Here is a 15,181-nt window from a genome sequence, read left to right as displayed (position 1 = left end):
CCGAACAAAAACGGCACGTTCGGTATGCAACGTGGTGGTGGTGTGGGCAAGAACACGACGGGCCGGCCGGTGCCCCATCCGCACCGGCCGGCCCGCCCGCTTGTGACACGCGCCTGTTCAGCCTCCGTGGTTCACAACTGGCCTCCGTGGCTCAGAAGGTGAGCCTCCAGCTGTTGAGCGTGCCGGTGTCCTGCGCCGCGGTGTCCTGCACGCGCAGCTTCCAGGTGCCGTTGGCCACCTCGCTCGAAGCGTTCACCGTGTAGGTCGTGGTGACGTTGTCCGCGGAGTCCGAGGAGCTGGCGGACTTCAGGCGGTACGTCGAACCGTCCGGCGCGACCAGGTCGATGACGAGGTCACCGCGGTAGGTGTGGGTGATGTCCACGCCGACCTGGAGGGCGGAGGGAGCGTTGCCGCTGCGGCCGCTGACGGTGACCGGGGACTCGATCGCCGAGCCGTTGTCCGGGATGGCGACCGCGGTGGTGCTGGCGAACGTGGTCCCCGTCGGCGTACCGCCCTTGACGGCCTGCACGGTCTTGGCGGCGTCCGCCAGGCCCGCGCCGCAGCCGCCGGAGCAGGTGCCGGGCAGGGCACGGGCGTTGGCCTTGATCGCCGACTCGATCTGGGCGGGGGTCAGCGCGGAGTTGGCCGACTTCAGCAGCGCGGCGAGGCCCGCGATGTGCGGGGTGGCCATGCTGGTGCCCTGGTAGTAGTCGTAGTTCTCGGTCGACGGGGTCCGGGTGCCGGAGTTCAGCGTGGACAGGATGCCGTTGGCCGTGCTGGTGCGGGTCTCGCCGCCGGGCGCGGCGATGTCGACGACGGAGCCGTAGTTGGAGTAGGAGGCGCGGCTGCCCGCGCGGTTGGTCGCGGCGACCGTGATGACGTTGTTGCAGTTCGCCGGGGAGGAGTTGGCGGCGTTCTGGTTCTCGTTGCCGGCCGCGACGACGACCGTGGTGCCGCGGTTCACGGCGGCGTTGATGGCGCTCTGGGTGGCGGTGGAGCAGGCGCCGCTCCCGCCGAGGCTCATGTTGATGACCTTGGCGACGTTGGTGTTGGCGGGGACGCCTGAGACCGTGCCGCCGGACGCCCAGGTGATGGCGTCGATGATGTCGGAGTCGTAGCCGCCGCACTTGCCGAGGACACGGACCGGGGAGATCTTCGCGCCGTACGCGATGCCGGCGACGCCCTTGCCGTTGTTGGTGGCGGCGGCGATGGTGCCCGCCACGTGGGTGCCGTGCCAGGAGGAGTCGCTGGCGGGGATGCCGGCGCCGCACTCGCCCGCGTTGTACCAGTCGCCCGGGTCGGCCGGGTTGCTGTCGCGGCCGTTTCCGTCGACGGCGACGGCGGTGTCGGAGATGAAGTCGTAGCCACCGACGATGTTCGCGGCGAGGTCGGAGTGGGCGACGTAGCCGGTGTCGATGACGGCGACGGTGACGCCGGTGCCGGTCGTGAGGTCCCAGGCGCCCGGCACGTTCATGCCCGCGGTGGACTCGAACAGGTCCCACTGCTTGGCGTACTCGGTGTCGTTCGGGGTGGCCATCGGCTTGTTGAGGCGGTCCGGTACGACATAGGCGACCTGCGGGTCGGCCCGGTACTCGGCGAGGACGTCGGCGACGTCGCCCTTGGTGACGTTCTCGCCGAGGTCGACGAGGGCGGCTCCGGTGCCGAGGCGGCGCTGGAAGTCGACGTCCTCGCCGGTCTCCTTGGCCTTCGTCTCGGCGTCGGCGGCGGCTGCCTTGTTCGACTTGGCCTCGGCGGCGCCGGACTTGTAGCCGACGATGAGCCGCTCGGCCGGGGTGCCGGGCGCGGCCTCGGTCTGGGCCGTGGGGACGGCGGACGCGGGGGCGGGGGATTCCTGGGCGACGGCGGCCTGCGCAGTGGCGGCCGTGAGCAGGGCGGCGGAGACCGCGGCGACGGATATCAGCTTCCGTCTCGGGGAGGGGTTCGGGGAGGTACGCAAGAGCTTGCCTTTCGTGCCGTGACTCCGGGCCGTGGGGCAGCGCGAAGTGGCGGTCGGTCGCTTCGTCCTCGAAGCGGAGGGGGGTGAAACCGAAAAGCGTCGGCGATGGCCGGCCAGGCGCGAAGGGGCGACCCGTTCGGGGTTACCTGTGGGTCAGCTGTGCTCGAACGATAGGCAAAGGGCAGGTCACACGGATACAGGGGAAACCCTCGATCCGGCCGGAACCCCACCCTCGTTGCCCGGCGGTTGACCGGGAACGGCCCGCTTTGCCCGCCGTCCCGCGCTGAACGCGCCGGGCCGGTGTCCCGTACTCCACGGGGCCAGAGCGTTGATGCCCGGCCGAGGAGACGCTGACCGATGCCCAGGACGACCGCCCACCGCACCGCACTCGCGGCCGCCCTGGTCACCCCGTTGCTGCTGCCGCTGTGGGCGGCCGGTCCCGCGCGGGCGCACGGCGCGCCGACGGATCCGGTGAGCCGGGTCGTGGCCTGCTCCCCCGAGGGCGGTGCCCGCACCGGTTCGGCGGCCTGCCGCGCGGCCGTCGCCGCGGGCGGCGCCCCGTTCACGGCGTGGGACAACCTGCGGGTCGCGGACGTCGACGGCAGGGACCGGCAGGTGGTCCCCGACGGGCAGTTGTGCAGCGGGGGCCTGCCCGCCTACCGGGGCCTCGACCTCGCCCGCGCCGACTGGCCGTCGACCCGGCTGACGCCCGGCGGAACCCTGACGATGCGCTACGTCTCGACGATCCCGCACACCGGCACGTTCCGGCTCTACCTGACGAAGCCCGGCTACGACCCGGCCGGGCCGCTGACCTGGTCCGACCTTCCGGAGAAGCCCTTCGCCGAGATCAGGGACCCGGCGCTGACGGACGGCGCGTACCGCATCAGGGCGACGCTGCCGGCGGACCGGACGGGGCGGCACGTGCTGTACACGGTGTGGCAGAACAGCAGTACGCCGGACACGTACTACTCGTGCTCGGACGTGGTGTTCCCGGAGCGTAAGGAGCCGGAGCAGCCGCAAGAGAGGGAGGAGCCGAAGGAGCGCGAGGAGCCGGAGGAGAGGGAGGACACTCCCGCACCGGCCTCCCCGGGTGGCGGGGGCCGTACGAGCGTCCCCGCCTCACCCACGGTCGGGGAGCGTACGCCCGAGGCCCCGGCGGCGGCCCCGCGCGCACACGGCGACAGCGCCCCGGTGGCCTCGAACGCCGAGCCCGCCTCGGGGCCTTCCGCTCCCCTGCTGGCGGGCGGCGCCGCGGCGGTGCTGGTGCTGGCCGGCGGTACCGCTTTGGCCGTCCGGCTGCGGCGGCCCTGAATTCCCCTTTCATGGAGGTCGGTTGATGAAGACGGTCGCCCCCTAGACGTCGGCCACGGACCGCGCGGTCGGTTTGGGCGGCAGGCCCCGCCGAGCCGGTCCGGGAGGAGGGCATCGCGAGGGACGGTGCGGTGGCGCAAGGCGTAACCGCAGGTCCGGCGGCCGGCTCGTTCGGCCCGTCGTACGGATCATCACGATGCGGCAGCAGCAGCTCACGTCACGTGGCTGCTCACTTGACGACCGGTGTCCTCACAGGGTTGGCTCCCGGCCAGCGAGAGTCACCCGGTCGGCGCACGTCATGCGGCTCCGCCTGCACTCTCCCCATGCTCTTGCTCGGCCGCACAGCGAGGTGCCGCATCCTCATGAAGACACCACCCCCGCCTCACCGCTCCCCCGGACTCCTCCGCTGCACGGCCCTGGCCGCCGCCGTCGGCCTGCTGGTGTCCGGCTGCTCCGCCTTCGGCGCGGCCGACGACGGATCGGGCGCGGACTCGGCGGGCCGGGCCGGTACCGGCCGCCTCAAGGTCGCCCTGGTCGCCCACGGCGGCAAGGGCGACGCCTTCTGGGACCTGGTGAGGAAGGGCGCGGAGGCGGCGGCCGCCAAGGACGGCATCGACCTGACGTTCGCGAGCGACTCCGACGCCGGCGCACAGGCCGAGCTGGTACGGGACGCGGTCCGCGACAAGGTGGACGGCATCGCGGTGACACTGGCCAAACCGCAGGCGATGAAGGGCCCGGTCGCCGAGGCCCGGCGGGCGGGCATACCCGTGGTCGGGCTCAACTCCGGCATCGGAGCCTGGAAACCCGCCGGGCTCCTGGAGTACTTCGGCCAGGACGAGAGCGTCGCCGGGCAGGCCGTCGGCGACAAGCTCAACGACCTCAAGGCCAAGCACGCCCTGTGCGTCGTCCACGAGCGGGGCAACGTCGCCCTGGAGGCCCGCTGCGCCGGCGTGAAGAAGACCTTCGGCGGCGAGACCGAGAACCTCTACGTCGAGGGCACCGACCTGGACGCGGTGACCGGCGCGATCGCCGACCGGCTGCGGCAGGACCCGTCCATCGATCAAGTCGTCACCCTGGGCGCCCAGTTCGCGGTCGCGGCGGTCAAGTCCGTCAAGGAGGCGGGCGGCAAGGCCCGCGTGGCCACCTTCGACCTCAACAAGGACCTGGTCGAGGCCGTGCAGCGCGGCGATGTGCAGTTCGCGGTGGACCAGCAGCCCTACCTGCAGGGCTACCTCGCGGTGGACGCGCTGTGGCTGTACAGGACGAACGGCAACATCAGCGGCGGTGGCGTGGCCCCCGTCCTCACCGGGCCCGCGTTCGTGACCCGGACCAACGTCGGCGCGGTCGCCCGGTTCGCGGCCAACGGAACCCGCTGACCGGACACTTCCTGTGAGGGTGTCGCCAAAGATTCGGTCACGTACGGCCCGTACGGTCACTTGTACGGATAACATCCTGACCTCCCCTCTTCTCCCCGCCCGCTCCCCGCTCCCCCGCTGATCGCCCTAGGACGACGATGTCTCCACGGACACGTGCCCGGCGCCGTCTCGGCTCCATACGCCTCTCCCTGGTCCTCCTGGCCCTGGTTCCCAGCGTCACCCTCGCCGCCATGTGGGGTGTGACGACGATCCAGATGTTCTCGGAGGGCCTGCGGCTGCGCGCCCAGACGGAGCTGAGCCGGTCGACCGGCGCCATGGGCACCGACGCGACGCTCGCGCTCCAGCGGGAACGCAGCCTGTCGGCCGCGTGGCTGGCCTCGCCGCACGGCTCCCGGACCGCCCTCGACGAGCAGCGGAGGAAGACGGACGCGGCGGTCGCGAAACTGGTCGGGCAGGCGGACGCGATCGAGAAGGCCCCGTCCCGTGTCTCGGACCGGCTGTACTCGGTGCTCGGGTCGGTGGGCAGCCTGGAGTACTACCGGGACCAGGTCGACAAGCCCACCGACATCACCGCCGATCAGGCGCTGGACCAGTACACCTCGATCATCGACGAGCAGATCCACGCCTTCCAGGAGCTCTCCCAGGTCGACGACGGCGACCTGACCTCGCAGGCCGGCCCGCTGGTCGCGCTGGAGCACGCGGCGGAGCTGGTCTCCCAGGAGGACGCGCGGCTCACCCTCGCCTGGCCCTCCGGGCACCTCGACGACAAGACGTGGACCGAGTTCGTGCAGCTGGTCAACACCCGCCGCTGGCTGGTGCAGGACCAGATCCTGCCCTCGCTGCGCGGCAGCGTGAAGACGCAGACCGAACGGATCCTGCAGAGCCCTGAGTGGCAGACCCTCCAGGACATCGAGGACGAGGTGCTGGCCGCGCGGGCGGAGGAGCGCGGCGGGCGGATCGCCCTGCCGGACGCGCAGCAGCGGTGGAAAGCCGCCCTGGACAAGGTCTCCGACCAGTACACGGGGCTGATCCAGGGGCAGACGGCGGGCCTGCTGGACCGCAGCGCCGAGAAGGCCGACGGCCTGCTGATCAAGGCCGGTGCGCTGAGCGCCGGCGGACTGGCCGCCCTGCTGCTGTGCGTCGGCATGTCCTGGCGGATCACCCGCTCGCTGTCCCGGCGGCTGCGCGGCCTGCGCATGGCCACGCTCAGCCTGGCCGAGGAGCGGCTGCCCGACGTGGTGGCCCGGCTGGAGCGGGGCGAGAAGGTCGACGCGGAGTCGGCGACGACCCCGCTGGACTACGGCCACGACGAACTCGGCCAGGTCGCCCAGGCGTTCAACACCGCGCAGCGCACGGCGGTGCACACCGCGGTCGAACTCGCCGACACCCGGCGCGGCTTCCAGAAGATCATCCTGGGCATCGCCCGGCAGAGCCAGAACCTGGTCAACCTCCAGCTCAGCAAGCTCGACGCGCTGGAACGCGAGCACACCGACCCGGACGTCCTCAAGGGCCTGTACGAACTGGACTCCACGGCCAGCCAGTTGCGCCGCTACGAGGAGAACCTGGTCATCGTCAGCGGCGAGCGGCCCGGCCGCAGCTGGGCCGAGCCGGTCGCGCTGATCGACATCCTGCGCAGCGCCGTCGGTGAGGTCGCCGAGTACCAGCGGGTGGAGGTGCACACCGACGAGGAGGTGTACCTCGCGCCGCCGGCGGTCGCCGACGTGATCCACCTGCTGGCCGAGCTCATCGACAACGCGACCGCCTACTCTCCCGCGCCGAGCCCCGTCGGGGTGCGGGCCGGGATGGTCGCCAAGGGCCTGGCCGTCGAGGTCGAGGACCGCGGCCTCGGCATGTCCGAGGAGGACTACGCCTCGCTCAACGCCCAGCTGGCGGTCCCCCCGCAGTTCGACGTGGTGGCACTCGCCGACGACCTGCGGCTCGGCATGTTCGTGATCTCCCAGCTCGCCCACCGGCACGGCATCGCCGTCACGCTGCGCCCGTCGCCGTACGGCGGTACGACGGCGATCGTGCTGATCCCGCACGAGGTCGTGGTACGGGAGGTCCCGGGCACCGGTACTCCGGGCGCGACGAACGCGAACGGCGCGACGAACGCGAACAGCGCGACGGCCGTGAACGGCACCAAGGCCCCGGGGAACGCCGGGCGTCCGGCGGACGCGCGGGGCACGGGGGGCACGCCGGGCACGGCGGGCACGGCGGGCACGGCGGGCACGTTGGGTTCGGTGGGCACACAGGCCACGGCAGGCACAGTGGGCACGGGCACGGCCCGCACACAGGGCACGATGGGCACGGAGCCCGCCGGAGCCGCCGGACACGCCAAAGACGCCCGAGCCGCCGGGCATGCCGAGGCCACCGAGGCCACCGAGCACGCCAAGGCCACCGAGGACGCCGTGGACACCGTGGACACCGAGGCCGCGGTGGACACCGTGGACACCATGCACACCGAGGCCGCTGCGCCCGCCCGGGAGTCCCGCTCCCTCGTCCCCGTACGCACCGCCCCCGCCGCGCCCGCGGTCGTCCCCCGCCGGGACGGCCTCGCCCCGCTCCCGCGCCGTGTGCCGCAGACCAGCCTGGCCGCCGAGCTGCGCGAGGAGCCCTCGCGCGCCGAGGACGACGGCTCGCCCGACGACTTCAGCGCCGAGCGCGCCGCCTCCTCCCTCGCCGGTTTCCAGCGCGGCACGCTCAAGGCGCGCGACGACGACGGCGAGCCGCCGTACGACCGCGGGGACCCGGCCGGCCCCGCGCGGGCGCCCTCCCTCCCCTCGACTCCCCCCGCCGACCGCTGACGAAGGAACACCGCCATGACACGCCCCATCCCCGCCACGCACACCCAGCTGGACCAGCTGCTGACCGGACTCGTGGAGCGGGTCGCCGACGTGAACCACGCCGTGGTGCTCTCCGAGGACGGACTGGTCGTCAGCAAGTCCACCGGTTTCCTGCGTGACGACGCCGAACGGCTCGCGGCGACCGCGTCCGGCCTGATGAGCCTCAGCAAGGGCGTCAGCATGGACTTCCGGGGCGGCCCGGTGCGCCAGGCACTCATCGAGATGGCCAACAGCTATCTGATCCTCACCTCGGCCGGTCCGGGCGCGCATCTCGTGGTGCTCACCGGACCGGGCGCGGACGTCGGTGTGGTGGCGTACCAGATGAACATGCTGGTGAAGAAGATCGGCGAGCATCTCAGCGCGGCGCCGCGCGGCACTCTCGGCCCCGGCGCGTGAGGTGAGCGGAGGCGACACGTCGGGCCGGCTCGTCCGGCCGTTCACCCTGACCGGTGGCCGGACCCGGCCCAGCCGCGCCGACTTCACGCTCATCACGACGGTGACCGCGGTGGATCCGCCGCCCGCCTCGGCCGCCCGGCCGCAGCCCGAGCATCTGCGGATCCTGCGGCTGTGCGCCGAGCCGGTCGCCGTGGCGGAGCTCGCGGCCCGCCTCGACCTGCCGGTGAGCGTGGTCGTCATCCTGCTCTGCGACCTGCTGGAGGCGGGCCGGATCACCGCACGCCCGCCGCGCCCCGTCTCCCGTACCACCCCGGACCTGGACCTGCTGCAGAAAGTGAGGGACGGCCTTGGCCGGCTCTGACCCCGCCGCCGAAGCGCCCACGGCACCCGACACGGTCAAGATCCTGATCGCCGGCGGCTTCGGCGTCGGCAAGACCACCATGGTCGGTTCGGTCAGCGAGATCGTTCCGCTGCGCACCGAGGAACCGCTGACCATGGCGGGCCTGGGCGTCGACGACCTGGACGGCATCGAGCAGAAACGGGCCACCACCGTGGCCCTGGACTTCGGCCGGATCACCATCGGCGACGACCTGGTGCTGTACCTGTTCGGCACGCCGGGCCAGCAGCGGTTCTGGTTCATGTGGAACGACCTGGCCGTCGGCGCCCTCGGGGCCGTCGTCCTGGTGGACGTCCGCCGCCCGGAGTCCAGCTTCGCGGCGATCGACTTCTTCGAGCGCCGCGGCATCCCGTTCGTCGTCGGCGTCAACGGCTTCCACGGGCAGCACCCGTATCCGCCCGAGGACATCCGGGACGCCCTGGCACTGCCTCAGGACGTCCCGGTGCTGCTGTGCGACGCGCGGGAGCGGGAGTCGTGCCGGGACGTCCTGATCGCCCTGATCGACCAGTTGATCGCCTCCGCGGCGCGTACGTAGCCGTCAGCCCAGACCGGCCGACTTCAGCCAGCCCTTGGCCACGTCCAGCGGGTCCTTCTTCTCCAGTTGCACCTGGGCGTCCAGCTCCATCAGGGTGTCCGTGTCCAGCTTGGCGGAGACCGCGTTGAGGGCGTCGACGCCCTCCTTGGACAGTTCGCCCTTGCGGACCAGCGGCTGCACGTTCTGGAAGCCGAAGAGGTTCTTCGGGTCCTTGAGGACGACGAACTTCTCCCTGCTGATGGTCGGGTCCGTGGTGAAGATGTCCGCGACCTGCACGGTGTTCTTCTTCAGCGCCGCCTGGGTCAGCGGGCCGCCCGCGTCCAGGGCCTTGAAGGACTTGAACTCCAGGCCGTACTCGGACTTCAGGCCCAGCAGGCCCTGGTGCCGGGTCTGGAACTCCGGTGAACCGCCGAAGACCAGGTCCTTGGCGATGCCCTTGAGTTCCTCGATGCCGGACTCGGCGGTCAGGCCGTACTTCTTGGCGGTGGCCGCGTTGACGGTGACGGAGTCCTTGTTCTGCGCGGGCGCCGGCTCGAGCAGCTCCAGCTTGGAGTCGAGCTTGGCGTTGATGGCGGCCGTCGTCTCCTCGGCCGTCTTCGGCTTGGCCTTGGCGTCGAGGTAGGCCAGCAGGGAGCCGTTGTACTCCGGCAGAAGGGTGATGGAGCCGTTCTTCATCAGGCCGTAGGTCGTCTCCCGGCTGCCGATGTTGTGCTTGTAGGAGACCTTGATGCCCTTGGCTCTGAGCGCCTCGCCGTAGATGTCGGCGAGCAGGGTGCTCTCGGCGAAGTTGTTCGAGCCGACGACCACGGTGCCGGCCTCCGCCTTCTCTCCGGCCAGGGGGTTGTCGGAGGTGTCGGCGGAGGAGGAACAGCCCGCGAGCAGTGCCGCAGCGGCGGTGAGCGCGACGGCTGCCGCGCCGGTGTGGCTCGTCCTGGACCGGCTGCTCTTCGCGGTAGATGTCATCCACCGATCCAATCCAGCCGCTTCTCGGTCAGTCAAGAACAGCCTGGTTACGGTTTCTTTCCGCGGTGGTGCGCGGGCGTTGGGGCACGGTGGTGTGCGGACGTCAGCGCCTGCGCACCCCCGGCGACACCGCCAGCCGCCCCGCCGCCCAGAACACCGCGAGCGTGGCCAGCGCCAGCACGGCGACCAGGGTGGCGCCGCCGACCACCTTCTCGTAGTCGCGCTGGTAGAGCCCGTCGACGATGTACCGGCCGAGGCCGCCGAGGCTGACGTACGCGGCGATGGTGGCCGTCGAGACGATCTGGATGGCCGCCGAGCGCAGACCGCTGAGGATCAGCGGCAGGGCGACCGGCAGTTCGACCTGGAACAGGATCCGCGTCTCGCGCATGCCCATGCCCCGGGCGGCGTCCACCGGCGAGGGGTCCACGGAGCGCACCGCCTCGTAGGTGGTCACCAGGATCGGCGGAACGGCGAGGACGACCAGCGGGATCATCACGGGCAGCAGGCCGAAGCCCATCAGGATGACGACGAGCACCAGCAGACCGAAGCTGGGCAGCGCGCGGGCGGCGGTGGCGATGAAGGCGAGGGCGTTGCCGCCCCGCCCGGTGTGCCCGGTGATCAGGCCGACGGGCAGGCCGATCGCGGCGGCGAGGGCCAGGGCCAGCAGCGAGTACTGGACGTGTTCGAGCAGGCGCTGGGGGATGCCGTCGTAGCCGTGCCAGTGCGCGCTGTCGCTGAAGAAGGCGCTGACGAAGTTCAGTACGTTCACCGGATTACGTCCTCCGGTACGGGCCGTTCCCGCGGCGCGGCGGGCTTCGGGCGGGTGCGCGTGCCGCGCGGCATCCACGGCGTCAGCAGGACGCGGACCAGGACCAGCGCGGCGTCGCACAGGATCGCCAGAACGGCCGTTGTGATCACGGAGTTGACCGCCAGCTCGGGCCGGTCGTACTTCTGGGCGGCCGCCAGCAGGTTGCCGAGGGCGCCCTGGTTGCCGATGAGGGCGCCGACGCTGACCAGGGAGATGCTGGACACGGTGGCCACCCGCAGCCCGGCGACGATCGCGGGCACGGCGATCGGCAACTGCACCTGCGCGTACCGCCGTACGGGCCCGAAGCCCATGGCGGTGGCGGCGGCCAGCGTCTCCTGCGGCACCGAGCGCACTCCGTCGACGATCGCCGGGACGAGGACGACCAGGCTGTACACGGCCAGCGGGATCATCACGGTGAGCTCGGTCTGGCCGGTGTAGTCGATGAGGACGACGAAGAAGGCCAGCGACGGGATGGCGTACAGCACGGTCGTCACGCCGAGTACGGGCGGGTACAGCCAGCGGAAGCGTACGCACAGTTGGGCGAGCGGCAGCGCGAGCAGCAGCCCGGCCAGCACCGGCAGCAGCGCCTCGCGCAGGTGCAGGCCGATCAGGCCGGCCCAGCTGTGCTGGAGGTCGCTCGGGATGTCGAAGAAGCCGTTCATCCGGCGACTTTCTGGTCCGTGCGTCCCGCCGCGTGCGCGGTGCGGATCGCCTCCCCGATGGTCTGCTGCGAGACGACCCCCATGACCTTGCCGTCGGCGTCCACGGCGACGGCCCAGCCGGTGGGCGAGAGCACGGCACAGTCGAGGGCAGCCCGCAGCGAGTCGGTGCCGGGCACGAACGGCCGCCCGTACGACAGCAGTTGATCCGCCCTGATGTCCCCGGCGGTCAGCTCCCGCGGCTCGCCCCAGCCGAGCGGTCTGCCCTCCGCGTCGGTCACCAGGAGGTAGGGCACGTCCGGCGCGCCGATCTGCGCGGCGGTGGCGTCGAGCGGTATCACCGGGCCGGTCGTCAACTCCAGCTCCGCGGACGGGAAGAAGGACAGCCGCCGGATGCCCCGGTCGGCGCCCAGGAAGTCCTCGACGAAGGCGTCCGCGGGGTCGGACAGCAGCTCGGCGGGCGGCGCGAACTGGGCGAGCCGGCCGCCTTCCCGCAGCACGGCGACCTTCGTGCCCAGTTTGACGGCCTCGTCGATGTCGTGCGTGACGAAGACGATGGTCTTGCCCAACTCGTCCTGGATCCGCAGCAGTTCGTCCTGCAGGCCCTTGCGCACCACGGGGTCGACGGCCGAGAACGGCTCGTCCATGAGCAGCACCGGCGGATCCGCGGCGAGCGCCCGCGCCACACCGACGCGCTGCTGCTGCCCGCCGGAGAGCTGGTACGGGTACCGCTCGGCGAGCGAGGCGTCGAGTCCCACCCGTTCCATCAGCTCCCTCGCCCGTTCCCGGGCCCGCTGTCTGCCCCAGCCGAGCATGCGGGGCACGGTGGCGATGTTGTCGACGATCGTGCGGTGCTGGAAGAGCCCGGCGTTCTGGATGACGTACCCCATGGACCGGCGCAGCGTGGTGACCGGCTGCCGCTGGATGTCCGCACCGTCGAGGAGGATCGTGCCCTCGGTCGGCTCGACCATTCTGTTGATCATCCGCAGGGTGGTCGTCTTGCCGCATCCCGACGGGCCGACGAGGACGGTGATCGCGCGGTCGGGTATCTCCAGCGAGAGCCGGTCGACCGCCACCGTGCCGTCCGGATAGCGCTTGGTGACTGAATCCATCCGTATCAAAACGCCGATGACCCTTCGGGTGGGCGGAGACTCTGTGACCTGTGGCGGGAACCACTGGCCAGGCGTGCGGGCTTCGCCGGTCGAGTCTAGACGGCGTGTGTCTCGCGTCCCGGTGCCGGTGTCCGCCGGCTCGTGAGCAGCCGGCGCGAGCCTGATGGCCGGGAAGGCGCCCTTACGCCGCCGCCACCCCCGCCCCCGCCATGGGAAATCCACCCGTCCGCAACACCCGCCGCGCGGCGTCCACCGCGAACACTTCGCAGCCCTCGCGCGCCGCGGCCCACTCGATGCCCTCGGTGCCCATCGCGAAGGCGGCCGTGGCGACCGTGTCCGCGTCGGTGAGGGTCGGGGCCGTCACCGTCACGCTGAGGAGGCCGGTCGCGGGGCGGCCCGTGCGGCCGTCGATGATGTGGTCGCCGCGTTCGTAGCGCGCGGAGGTGGCGACCGCGCCGTCGGTGAGGTCCAGCACCGTGCACAGCCGGTCGGCGTGTTCGGGATGCCGTACGCCCACCCGCCAGGGCCCGCCGGACACCACCACGTCGCCGCCGGCGTTCAGGCAGAAGCGCCGTGCCCCGGCCGCGGTCAGCAGTTCGGCCGCCTTCTGCACCGACCAGCCCTTCACCACGGCACAGGGGTCCAGGCCCCGGCCGGGCAGCCGTACGTCGAACGCGCCGCCGGTGGCGAGCCGGAACTCCTCGCACAGCTCCAGGATCTCCCGGAGGTCGGCGCTGACCTCGCTGACCTCGCCGACCTCGCCCCGGTCCAGGCGCGACACCTCGCTGTCGGGTCTGAAGGGGCTGAACCGGGCGTCGACTTCGCGCAGCCAGGCGAACACCGCGTCGGCCGCCGCCTCGGGCATGTGCTCGTCGTCGACCCGCAGGGAGACCGGGAACCCCATGACGTGCTCGACGCGCCGCACGTCAGGAGCCCTTCGCGTCGAGGGCGGCCTGCAGGGACTCCTTGTAGCCCTCGCTGGTGACGGTCGCGCCGGACACCGTGTCGATGTCGGCGCTCTGGGCCTGCAACGTCTCCTCGATGAGCTTGGGCACGGCGGCCTTGGTCTGCGGGTGGTTCGGCTGTCGCAGCATCCGTACGGAGCTGATCCGGTCGCCGTCGAAGGTGACCTCCACCTGCACCGGGCCCTTCTCGGTGTCGAGGGTGGAGCCCACCACCACCTGGACGGAGCTGCCGGGCGAGGCGGAGGGCGTGGCGGCGGGCGCCGCGGCCTCGGTGGTGGGCGCCGTCTCGTGCGACGGTGCGTAGCGCCACACGGGGATCAGGCCCGCGATGCTCAGGACCAGAACAGGGATCGCTCGTTTCACGGTGTCTTCCTCGTCTCCCTCATCCGGCCAGGCTGAAGCGCTCGAAGTGGATCTGCCGCTTGGGGACGCCCAGTTCACGCAGGCTGCCGAGCACGGCGTTCATCATCGGGGGCGGCCCGCACAGGAAGACGTCCCGGTCGGCGACGTCCGGTACGAGGCGGACAAGCTCGTTCGGGGCCAGCCGGTCGGGGACCGGCGGTCCGGTCACCAGGTGCAGTGCGGCGCCCTTGGCCTGGGCGAGGTCGCGCAGTTCGTCGTAGAGGACCGCGTCCCGGTCCGTGGCCACCCGGTAGATGACCACCGCGTGCCCGTGGAGCTCCTCCAGCAGCGCCCGGATGGGCGTGACACCGACGCCGCCGGCGATGAGCAGGGCCTCCGGCCGGGTGCGGTGCAGCGCGGTGAAGGCGCCGTACGGGCCCTCGGCGAAGACCCGGGTGCCGACCTTCAGGTGGCGCAGGGCGGCGGTGCCGTCGCCGGCGGCCTTGGCGGTGAGCCGCAGGGTGCGGCCGTCGGGGGCGGCGGACAGCGAGAACGGGTTGGCCTGCCACCAGCGGTCCTTCGTCAGGAACCGCCACAGGAAGAACTGGCCGGCCCGCGCGGGCAGCCGGTCCAGGTCACGGCCGGTGACGTGGACGGAGACGACGTCGTCGTTCTCCGGGACGACCGCCGTGACGCGCAGCTGGTGCCGCCAGTTCCGCCACAGCGGCAGCGCCAGCCGGCCGGCGAACAGCGCGGTGAGCGCCACGCCCCACAGGGTGTACCAGTACGCCGTGGCGGCGGACGACGCGGTGAAGGTCGTACCGACCGCGACCTGGTGGGTGAAGGCCAGGACCACGGCAACGTAGGTGTACAGGTGGATGAAGTGCCAGGTCTCGTACGCCAGCCGACGCCGGGCCCAGCGTGCCGACACACCGCCGATCACGAGGATCAGCACCAGCGCGACGATCGCGCGCAGCACGCCCTCGACGGTCTCCGCCAGGTCCACCAGCTGGTTCACCGGGTCCATCGACGACATCCGGGCGTAGCCGAGGGTGATGAACACCGCGTGCCCGAGCAGCGTCCACAGCAGGCCGAAGCCGACCCAGCGGTGCCAGGTGGTGAGCCGGTCCATGCCGATACGGCGGTCCAGCCAGGGCAGCCGGGCCACCAGCAGCAGCTGGAAGGCCATGAGCAGCGCGCCGTACAGGCCGGTCAACCGGCCCAGCAGGACGAGCGCGTTGGAGCCGAAGCCGGCCTGGACGAAGAAGACGGCCACGACGACGGCGTTCGCGGCAAGTACGGCGTACAGGCCGGTGCGGGCCACCACGCGCGGGCGTCGTATCGCCGGGGCGGGCGCGGGTGGCGATTGGACAGCTGTCACGGCCGGCTACTCCCTTGATCGAGTCCTCGGAGTCTGAGCTTGGCCGCTGGCCGCTGTCGTTTTGCTGTCGGCGGACTTTCAGGTGTCTATCGATGTGGATCCGGGGGGCGGACGCCTGATGGCGCCGGGGGCCGCG

General features: G+C 71.8%; 14 protein-coding genes. 6 read left to right on the top strand and 8 right to left on the bottom strand.

From position 1 onward, the window contains the following. Positions 1–151: 151 nt before the first annotated feature. Positions 152–1,957: a S8 family peptidase gene (locus tag ACYVMZ_RS20440; RefSeq protein WP_461081639.1), complete on the bottom strand. Its 1,806-nt coding sequence runs from the start codon at positions 1,955–1,957 to the stop codon at positions 152–154. Between the two features lie 357 nt (positions 1,958–2,314). Here ACYVMZ_RS20440 and ACYVMZ_RS20435 point away from each other — a divergent pair, with 357 nt between their 5' ends. From ACYVMZ_RS20435 to ACYVMZ_RS20410, 6 genes are all read left to right on the top strand, one after another. Beyond that, positions 2,315–3,268 carry a lytic polysaccharide monooxygenase auxiliary activity family 9 protein gene (locus ACYVMZ_RS20435; protein ID WP_461081637.1) on the top strand — a complete coding sequence of 318 codons (954 nt, stop codon included), beginning with the start codon at positions 2,315–2,317 and terminating at the stop codon, positions 3,266–3,268. Positions 3,269–3,630: 362 nt separating this feature from the next. Beyond that, positions 3,631–4,644 carry a substrate-binding domain-containing protein gene (locus ACYVMZ_RS20430; RefSeq protein WP_461081635.1) on the top strand — a complete coding sequence of 338 codons (1,014 nt, stop codon included), beginning with the start codon at positions 3,631–3,633 and terminating at the stop codon, positions 4,642–4,644. Positions 4,645–4,781: 137 nt separating this feature from the next. After that, positions 4,782–7,448 (top strand): sensor histidine kinase, encoded by a 2,667-nt coding sequence (locus ACYVMZ_RS20425; RefSeq protein WP_461081633.1) that lies wholly within the window; start codon positions 4,782–4,784, stop codon positions 7,446–7,448. Positions 7,449–7,463: 15 nt separating this feature from the next. Beyond that, positions 7,464–7,883 carry a roadblock/LC7 domain-containing protein gene (locus ACYVMZ_RS20420; protein ID WP_461081631.1) on the top strand — a complete coding sequence of 140 codons (420 nt, stop codon included), beginning with the start codon at positions 7,464–7,466 and terminating at the stop codon, positions 7,881–7,883. Position 7,884: 1 nt separating this feature from the next. Further along, entirely contained in the window at positions 7,885–8,244 is a 360-nt protein-coding gene (locus tag ACYVMZ_RS20415) for a DUF742 domain-containing protein (RefSeq protein WP_461081629.1), read from the top strand. Then, positions 8,231–8,815 carry a GTP-binding protein gene (locus tag ACYVMZ_RS20410; protein WP_461081627.1) on the top strand — a complete coding sequence of 195 codons (585 nt, stop codon included), beginning with the start codon at positions 8,231–8,233 and terminating at the stop codon, positions 8,813–8,815. The genes ACYVMZ_RS20415 and ACYVMZ_RS20410 overlap by 14 nt, the downstream gene beginning before the upstream one ends. A 3-nt stretch (positions 8,816–8,818) precedes the next feature. Here the strand turns inward: ACYVMZ_RS20410 and ACYVMZ_RS20405 are convergent, their stop codons facing one another. The 7 genes from ACYVMZ_RS20405 to ACYVMZ_RS20375 all read right to left on the bottom strand — a co-directional run bounded on the left by ACYVMZ_RS20405 (position 8,819) and on the right by ACYVMZ_RS20375 (position 15,045). After that, complete coding sequence (locus tag ACYVMZ_RS20405) at positions 8,819–9,778, bottom strand: ABC transporter substrate-binding protein (RefSeq protein WP_461081625.1); 960 nt, start codon at positions 9,776–9,778, stop codon at positions 8,819–8,821. 103 nt (positions 9,779–9,881) lie between these two features. Next, entirely contained in the window at positions 9,882–10,547 is a 666-nt protein-coding gene (locus tag ACYVMZ_RS20400) for an ABC transporter permease (RefSeq protein WP_461081623.1), read from the bottom strand. Then, positions 10,544–11,248 (bottom strand): ABC transporter permease, encoded by a 705-nt coding sequence (locus ACYVMZ_RS20395; RefSeq protein WP_461081621.1) that lies wholly within the window; start codon positions 11,246–11,248, stop codon positions 10,544–10,546. Before ACYVMZ_RS20395 ends, ACYVMZ_RS20400 begins: the two co-directional genes overlap by 4 nt. Further along, entirely contained in the window at positions 11,245–12,366 is a 1,122-nt protein-coding gene (locus tag ACYVMZ_RS20390) for an ABC transporter ATP-binding protein (protein ID WP_461081619.1), read from the bottom strand. The genes ACYVMZ_RS20395 and ACYVMZ_RS20390 overlap by 4 nt, the downstream gene beginning before the upstream one ends. A gap of 172 nt (positions 12,367–12,538) precedes the next feature. Further along, positions 12,539–13,282 carry an FAD:protein FMN transferase gene (locus ACYVMZ_RS20385; protein ID WP_461081617.1) on the bottom strand — a complete coding sequence of 248 codons (744 nt, stop codon included), beginning with the start codon at positions 13,280–13,282 and terminating at the stop codon, positions 12,539–12,541. A gap of 1 nt (position 13,283) precedes the next feature. Then, a complete protein-coding gene (locus tag ACYVMZ_RS20380; RefSeq protein WP_461081615.1) occupies positions 13,284–13,685 on the bottom strand; it encodes an FMN-binding protein in 402 nt (133 codons plus the stop codon). Between the two features lie 19 nt (positions 13,686–13,704). Further along, on the bottom strand, positions 13,705–15,045 hold the full coding sequence (locus ACYVMZ_RS20375; protein WP_461081613.1) for a ferredoxin reductase family protein: 1,341 nt from the start codon (positions 15,043–15,045) through the stop codon (positions 13,705–13,707). Positions 15,046–15,181: the final 136 nt, after the last annotated feature.

This window comes from Streptomyces deserti, from assembly GCF_054782695.1.
This window is presented reverse-complemented; position numbering and strand designations above follow the sequence as displayed.